The organism is Streptomyces sp. Ru62 (assembly GCF_002920615.1).
GTDB lineage: Bacteria > Actinomycetota > Actinomycetes > Streptomycetales > Streptomycetaceae > Streptomyces.
In genome coordinates this window covers 164499-171707 of the sequence record NZ_PQSU01000024.1, presented here as the reverse complement: position 1 = coordinate 171707, position 7209 = coordinate 164499, and the positions used below count along the sequence as shown (strand labels likewise).

6 protein-coding genes are annotated in these 7209 nt (G+C 74.4%); 3 read left to right on the top strand and 3 right to left on the bottom strand.

Annotation, left to right across the window (positions count from 1 at the left end; translation table 11 throughout):
• Positions 1 to 322 precede the first annotated feature (322 nt).
• Positions 323 to 1360: a lactonase family protein gene (locus C3492_RS29945; RefSeq protein WP_103815752.1), complete on the bottom strand. Its 1038-nt coding sequence runs from the start codon at positions 1358 to 1360 to the stop codon at positions 323 to 325.
• Between the two features lie 168 nt (positions 1361 to 1528).
• Positions 1529 to 3019, bottom strand: coding sequence for an FUSC family protein (locus C3492_RS29940; RefSeq protein ID WP_103815751.1), 1491 nt, complete (start codon positions 3017 to 3019; stop codon positions 1529 to 1531).
• 238 nt (positions 3020 to 3257) lie between these two features.
• Between C3492_RS29940 and C3492_RS29935 the strand changes: the two genes are divergently transcribed.
• From C3492_RS29935 to C3492_RS29925, 3 genes are all read left to right on the top strand, one after another.
• Positions 3258 to 3734, top strand: coding sequence for an Lrp/AsnC family transcriptional regulator (locus C3492_RS29935; protein ID WP_181140619.1), 477 nt, complete (start codon positions 3258 to 3260; stop codon positions 3732 to 3734).
• Between the two features lie 20 nt (positions 3735 to 3754).
• Positions 3755 to 4444 carry an HAD family phosphatase gene (locus C3492_RS29930; protein ID WP_103815750.1) on the top strand — a complete coding sequence of 230 codons (690 nt, stop codon included), beginning with the start codon at positions 3755 to 3757 and terminating at the stop codon, positions 4442 to 4444.
• Positions 4445 to 4816: 372 nt separating this feature from the next.
• On the top strand, positions 4817 to 6316 hold the full coding sequence (locus C3492_RS29925; protein WP_103815749.1) for an MFS transporter: 1500 nt from the start codon (positions 4817 to 4819) through the stop codon (positions 6314 to 6316).
• A 5-nt stretch (positions 6317 to 6321) separates the two neighbouring features.
• Here the strand turns inward: C3492_RS29925 and C3492_RS29920 are convergent, their stop codons facing one another.
• Entirely contained in the window at positions 6322 to 7137 is an 816-nt protein-coding gene (locus C3492_RS29920) for a LysR family substrate-binding domain-containing protein (RefSeq protein WP_103815748.1), read from the bottom strand.
• Between the last annotated feature and the right edge of the window lie 72 nt (positions 7138 to 7209).

Below are 7209 nucleotides of genomic sequence, written 5' to 3'. Positions count from 1 at the left end.
TCGGCCCGGAGATCGACCCGGCGCTGCTGGCCGCGGCCGCCGAGGAGGCGGACTGCTCCACGGCCGAGGCGCTCGGCGCGTACCCGGCGATCGGCAAGCTGGCGCTCGCCAAGTACACGACGGCCCTGGGCATCGCCCCGCAGCAACCGCAGAGCGCACCGGTCCGCTGACGGCCCCGGCGTCCGGACACCCGGCACCTGTACGACACGGGGCCCGCTCCCTTCCCGGAAGCGGGCCCTTCGCCGGGACCGCGGCTCCCGGCGCGCTCGGGGACGCGGCCTCACGAGCCGGGCGGCGCCGCCGCGGGGCTGTGGGCGCGCGCTCAGCCGAAAACCACGCAGGAGGCCGCCGGAACCCGTACGGAGCCGTCGTAGCGGGGGACGCCCGTCGTCCTGTCCACGGCGAACCACGTCACGTCGCCGGAGCGCTCGTTCGCGGCGTAGAGGAAGCCGTCGTGCTCGGCCAGCGCGCGCGGCCAGTGCCCGCCGCAGGGCACTGTACCGGTGAGCCGGAGCCCGTCCGCCCCGACGGCGAGGACGGACAGGACGTCCTCGCCGCGGGTCGCTGTCCACACGAAGCGTCCGTCGGGCGAGACGACGATCCCCGACGGGTAGGCGTCGCCGGCGGGTGCGCCGGGCAGCACGGGCACCTCCGTCAGCGGCTTCAGGGAGCCGCCGGCGGCGTCCCAGCGGCACACCGTGACCGTGGGGGTCAGCTCGTTGACCACGTAGGCGTGTTCGCCGTCCGGGTGGAAGGCGAGGTGGCGCGGCCCGGAGCCGGGGCGCAGGGCGATCTCGCGGTGCACGGCGGGACTGCCGTCCGCGAGGGTGCACACGCGCACCGAGTCGGTCCCGAGATCGACGCTGACCGCCCACCGCCCGCTGGGGTCGGGCTGCACCTGGTGGGCGTGCGGGCCGCGCTGGCGCCGGTCGTGAGGTCCTGAGCCGGTGTGCTGGAGCCGTCCGGAGGGCGCGCCGGCGAGCGTGCCGTCCGGGCGCACGGGGACAGCGGTGATGCTGCCGCAGCCGTAGTTGGCGGTCAGCACGTGGCCGTCGTACAGGCTGAGGTGGGTGGGGCCGCTGCCGGCCACCGGCACCGGGGGTCCGGCGGGTTCAGGCCGCTCACCGGTGACGCGGTAGGCGGCGACGGCGCCCTCGGCCGTCTCGCTGACCGCGTAGAGCGTGTGCCCGTCCGGTGACAGGGTCAGGTAGGAGGGGTCGGGGAGGTCCTGCACGGAGGAGACGAGAGCGAGCGCCCCGGTGTCCGGCGCGACCTCGGCGGTCACCAGTCCGGGGCCGCCCGCCGCCGTGAACGATCCGATGAACGCCCGGCGCCTGCCCGCCCTGCCGTCCTGTGCCACCGCTGTCCCCTCTCGGTCGAGCCCGTCGAGCCGGTCCGGGGCCGACGGTAGCAGTCGATCACCCGAGGTCTAGACCAAGGGGGCGGGGTGGCAGGGCGGTTCTTCCGGGAGTGGGCGCACTTCCTCGCGGAGTGGGGGCGCACTGAGTTCTCGTGCGCCCCACCCCGGTCACGCGCCGACCAGCCGGGAGCCCGACGGCGTGCGCAGCGGCTCCGCGAGTTCGGCGAGCGCGCGTTCCAGGCCGTGCAGATGCGCGAGGGCGGGTTCGGCGGGCGGCTCGGCGGGGTGGTGCGGGGATCCGGCGCGGCCCTCGGTGAGGGCCTCCACGGCGGCCTCCACACGCCAGCAGGCGGCGGCGAGGCGGGCGTCGTGGGACGCCTCGGGGTCGGCGGCGACCGCGACCAGGCCCCGGATCTCGCGGGCGCAGTCGTCGAGGAGCGCCAGGACCCGGCGGGCCCGCGCCTTGCGCGCCGGCATCGGGTTCAGCGGGTGCACCAGCGGGGCCACCGAGAGGCGGACCCGGCCGAGCAACTGCTCCAGTTCGGCCACGCGCGGCGCGGGGTCGGCGGTGGCGGAGCCGGCGAGTCGGGCGGCGGCCTCGGCCGTGCAGGCGTGCACACAGCGCAGGGCCCGCTGGATCCAGGCGTCGGTGGTGGCGTGCGTGGTGACCGGCAGAACGAACAGGACGGCGAGCGCGGCGCCGAGCGCCCCGACACCGGTCTCGACGAGCCGTAGCGCGAGCAGTCCGGGGCTGAGGACGCCGAGGAGGCCGTACAGGGACTCGGCGAGCAGGGTGACCCAGAGCATCATCCAGGTGTAGGAGACGGCGGCCGTGTAGAAGATGCCGAACACGGCGACCGCGACGAGGACGGCCGTCGGCAGGGGCGCGCCGTGCACCGGGACGGCGATCAGGAAGCCCAGGCAGATGCCGATGACCGTGCCGAGGACCCGGCGGAAGCCCCGGACCAGCGTCTCACCGCGCGAGGCGGTGTTGACGAAGATCCACCAGGTGGCGCCGACGGCCCAGTACCAGCGCTGCCCGGACACCAGCTGGCCCACGACGAGCGCGAACCCGGCGCCCGCGGTGGCCTGGACGGCCTGCCGGGTGGTCACGCGGGCCAGCCCGGTGCCGGCGGGCGGGGCCGGTACGACGGCCGGGGGCAGCCGTCGCTCGTAGCACCAGACACCGAACCGCACGACGGCCGCGCTGAGCACGGAGAGCAGGACGGCGGCGTACAGCTCGGGCAGTTGTCCCGGGGCGGCGTGCAGGAACTGGGCCACGAAGAACGTCATGAAGGCGAACACACCGAGGCTGTGCCCGCGCGGCCCCCAGCGGCGGGCGTGGACGCCGGCGCCGACGACGGCCAGGAAGGTGAGGTCGCGGGCGACGGGGTGGTCGTGCAGCTCGGCCGCGGCGGCGAGCACCGGCACGCCCACGACGGGCAGCAGGGCGGTGGTGACCGCCTGCCCGCGTACGGTCGGGTCGGCGACGGTGAACAGCGCGAGCAGCGCGGCGAGGCCGCCGGTGACCGCGCCGGTGAGGGAGTGTCCGGCGAGCCCGCAGACCACCACCGCCAGTCCGATGCCGAGGACGGCCCGCGCGGCGAAGCGCAACCGCGCCCGTCCCGGGTCCGGAGCCACGAACATCCTCTTCAGCACTACTGCCCTCCCCTGGGTGCATGGGTACACCGGCACAGAAAAGGCGCCGCGGGGATCCGCAGCGCCATCGACACGTCCATAAGAGCATCACCGAGGTCACTGGCTCAAGTGTGACGCGAATCGCTGAGCCGATGGCACAGCTGCGGGTCGGTGCGCACGCTCACCGGAATGCCAACGGACCAGGTGGGACGGCACACGCGTCCCTGCAAGACCTGGACCATTGGTACAGTCGTCCATCATGGCCGTGGACACACTCGACACCCGCATCCTGCGGCTGCTCCTGGAGCAGCCGCGCACCAGCGTGCGCGAGTACGCCCGCATCCTCGGCGTGGCCCGCGGCACGCTCCAGGCCCGGCTGGACCGGATGGAACGGGACGGCGTGATCACCGGTACGGGCCCCTCCTTGTCCCCCGCCGCGCTCGGCCACCCGGTGCTGGCGTTCGTGCACATCGAGGTCACCCAGGGCCACCTCGACGACGTGGGGGACGCGCTGGCAGCCGTACCGGAGATCGTGGAGGCCTTCTCGATCACCGGTGGCGGAGACCTGCTCGCGCGCGTGGTGGGCCGGGACAACGCCCACCTGGAGGACGTGATCCAGAAGCTGATCAGCCTCCCGGGCGTGGTGCGCACCCGTACCGAGGTGGCACTGCGCGAGCGCGTCCCGTACCGGCTGCTGCCCCTGGTGGAGTCGGTGGGCCGGGCGGCCCGCGCCTGACGCTTGGCATCCTGGACGCCATGAGCGATCTCGGCGCCCTCTCGGTCATCTTCGATCTCGACGGAACGCTGGTGGACAGCGAGCCGAACTACTACGAGGCGAGCCGGCAGGTCCTGGCCGAGCACGGCGTCCCGGACTTCACCTGGGAGGACCACGAGAACTACGTCGGCATCAGCACCCGGGAGACGGTGACGATCTGGCGGGAGCGCTACGGCCTGCGTGCCCCGGCGGCAGAGCTGCTGGCCGCGACGAACCGCCGCTATCTGGAACTGGCCCGCACCCGCACGCGCGTGTACCCGCAGATGCGCGCGTTCGTGGAGCTGCTGGCCGCGCGGAACGTGCCGATGGCGGTGGCGTCGGGCTCCTCCCCGGAGGCCATCGGGGCGATCCTGACGGGCACCGGACTGGGCGCCTTCCTACGCACGGTGGTCTCGGCCGACGAGGTCCCGCACGGCAAGCCGGCCCCCGACGTCTTCCTGGAGGCGGCCCGCCGGCTCGGCGCGGACCCGGCCGACTGCGTGGTCCTGGAGGACGCGGCCCCGGGGGCCGCCGCCGCCCACGCGGCCGGCATGCGCTGCCTGGCCGTCCCGTACGTCCCCGCCCAGGCCGACGCCCCCGAGTTCGGCACCGCGACCCTGCTCCTGCCGGGCGGCCAGGCCGAGTTCACGGCGCGGTCGGCGTACGCGTGGCTGCGGGACACGATCCGCTGAACCCGCTGATCACCGCCCCGTCGGCCTGGTCGGTCGCGGCGCCGCCGCCCAGTCCCCCGACCGCACCCGGGGTCCGCGGCGGGTGGACGCGGGGTGGGCGTCGGGTCCTCGGTCTCTTCCGGGGAGGGCGCGAATCCTCCCGGGAGGCGCGGACGCGGTCACCATCCCGTTCGAGCCGTGTGGGCGGGGGTGCCCGTTCGGAGCAAGGGCTCGCTGCTCGTCCCCTGGAAGACCGTGCGCGCCCGGGTTGCCCGGGGACGGCTGGGCGGCGAGGCGCGGAGAGGGAGCCGGCGGCCCGGAAGACACTGTTCGACGGGTGCCCGCGGCCGGTCCCGGCGTGCGCGAGCGGCCATGACTGCATAGCGTGACCCCATGAGCACAGAACAGGCCCGGACCGCCCCCGACGAACGGCGGTGGAAGGCGCTCGGGGTCTGTCTTGCAGCGGGCTTCATCTCGCTCCTCGACACCTCGATCGTGAACGTGGCGCTGCCCTCGCTGGAGCGCGGACTGGGGGCCTCGGAGGCGACCCAGGCATGGGTGGTCTCGGGGTACGCCCTCACCTTCGGACTGGCGCTGGTCCCGGCCGGCCGGCTGGGCGACATGCGTGGCCGGCGCCAGGCCTTCCTCTTCGGGCTCGCCCTGTTCACGGTGGCCTCGGCGGCGTGCGGGTTCGCGCCCAGTACCGGGTGGCTGGTGGTGTTCCGGCTGATCCAGGGCACGGCGGCGGGCATCGTCGCGCCGCAGACCTCGGGGCTGATCCAGCAGATGTTCCAGAGCTCCGAGCGGGCCAAGGCCTTCGGTGTGCTCGGCACCGTCATCGGGGTGTCCACGGCGGCGGGCCCGCTGGCGGGCGGCCTGCTGATCGATGCCGCCGGCACCGGCGACGGCTGGCGCTGGGTGTTCTTCGTCAACCTGCCGATCGGGGTGGCCGCTTTTGCCGCGGGCCTCCGGCTGCTGCCGCGTCTCCCGGCGACGGGGAAGCACGAGGAGTTCGACCTGTTCGGAGTGTTCCTCCTCGGTGCGGGCGTGCTCGCGCTCATGCTGCCCCTGGTCCAGGAGCAGCAGTGGACCGGCCGGGAGAAGTGGGCGCTGATGCCGCTGGCCGTGGCGCTGCTGGGCGCGTTCTGGGTGTGGGAGAGACGGCAGGGGCGGCTCGGCCGGGCCCCGCTGGTCGACCTGGCGCTGTTCTCCCTGCGCTCCTTCACCCTCGGCGCCCTGATCAGCCTGAGCTACTTCGCGGGCTTCACCACCGTCTTCTTCCTCTACGCCCTGTACCTCCAGAACGGCGTGGGATACAGCGCGCTGGCGTCCGGGCTCACGGTCCTGCCCTTCGCGGCGGCCTCGGCGGTCGGCGCGGCCATCGGCGGCCGGCTGGTGGTGCGCTTCGGCCGCAAGCTGGTCGTCCTGGGGCTGGCCGGGGTGGCCGTCGGCGTGCTCGGGGTCGTGGCGGCGGTGGAGCTGGTGCCGGGACGGAACGTGGGATGGGCGTCGGCGCTGCCCCTGCTCGTCGGCGGCATCGGGTCCGGCCTGACGGTCTCCCCGAACACCACCCTGACCCTCACCCGCGTCCCCGTGCACCGAGCGGGCGCGGCCGGCGGCGTCCTCCAGACGGGCCAGCGCGTCGGTTCGGCCGCCGGGATCGCGGTGGTGGGCGCGGTGTACTTCGCCCACCTCGCCAATCACGGCCGCGCGGACACGGCACTCCAGCTCGGGCTGCTCGCCGTCGCCGGGATCATCCTGGTCGCACTCGTGCTGGCGATCGCCGACCTGCGCGAACGCCAGGTGCGCCCGGAACCGGAGAGGGCCGGGGAGCCCGTCGGGCGGGGCTGGGAAGAGGGAGGTGCCGTGGAGGGGGTGCGGCCCGGTCCGTAAGGGCCTCACGACCTCCGGCGCGGCTTCCCCCGCTTGGCCGGCTTGCCCCCGCCGCCCGTGCGGGCGCGTGCCGTACGGCCGGCAGGCTTGCCCGAGGACTTCACCGACGGCTTCCCGGACGACTTGGCCTGCGACTTCGCGGCCGGTGCCTGGCGGGTCCCGCCCTGGTCGGAACGCTTGCGCTGCTCGTCGGCCGACGACTTCACCGCCGTACGCCCCCTGGTGCTGTTGACCGTGCGTCCGCGCACGATGCCGATGAACTCCTCCACCAGGTCGGTGGTGGCCTCCTCCGGCCAGGACAGGGCGACGCTCGACTGCGGGGCGTCGACGACCGGCCGGTACGTGAGGTCCCGGCGGTGGTACAGGCGGGCAAGGGACTGCGGGACGACCAGGAGGCCGACGTTCGCCGCCACCAGCTCGATGGCGTCCGGGGTGGTGGCGGGACGCTCGAAGGCCGGTTCACCGGGCGGGGCGTCCCAGTCGAAGACGTCGTCCAGGGGGTGGAAGAGCACCTCGTCGGCGAGGTCGGCCAGGGTCACCTCGTCCGCCGCCGTGATCAGGTGGTCCTTGGGGACGACGACCACCGTGGTCTCGGTGTAGAGCGGGATCGCGCTGAAGAACGTACGGTCGACCGGCAGCCGGACCAGGCCGGCGTCGGCCTCGCCCGAGCGCAGCACCTCGGGCGCTTCGGTGGCCGGGACCTGGACCAGGGTGAGGGGGATGCCGGGCAGGCGCTCGTTCCAGACCCTGACCCACTTGGCGGGCGTCACTCCGGGAACGTACGCGAGCCGGAACGACGGTGAATCCTCCGAGCCTGTCATCAGGCCAGGTTACCGGCCCGGCCGGAACCCTCGGCCACGGGCCGCCGGCACGGCTCTCCGCCACCGGACCCC

Excerpts from the sequence above, each read along its gene's own strand:
- C3492_RS29935 (WP_181140619.1), top strand. The coding sequence starts at position 3,258 with ATGGCCGTGGACACACTCGACACCCGCATCCTGCGGCTGCTCCTGGAG.
- C3492_RS29930 (WP_103815750.1), top strand. The coding sequence starts at position 3,755 with ATGAGCGATCTCGGCGCCCTCTCGGTCATCTTCGATCTCGACGGAACG.
- C3492_RS29925 (WP_103815749.1), top strand. The coding sequence starts at position 4,817 with ATGAGCACAGAACAGGCCCGGACCGCCCCCGACGAACGGCGGTGGAAG.
- C3492_RS29920 (WP_103815748.1), bottom strand. The coding sequence starts at position 7,137 with ATGACAGGCTCGGAGGATTCACCGTCGTTCCGGCTCGCGTACGTTCCC.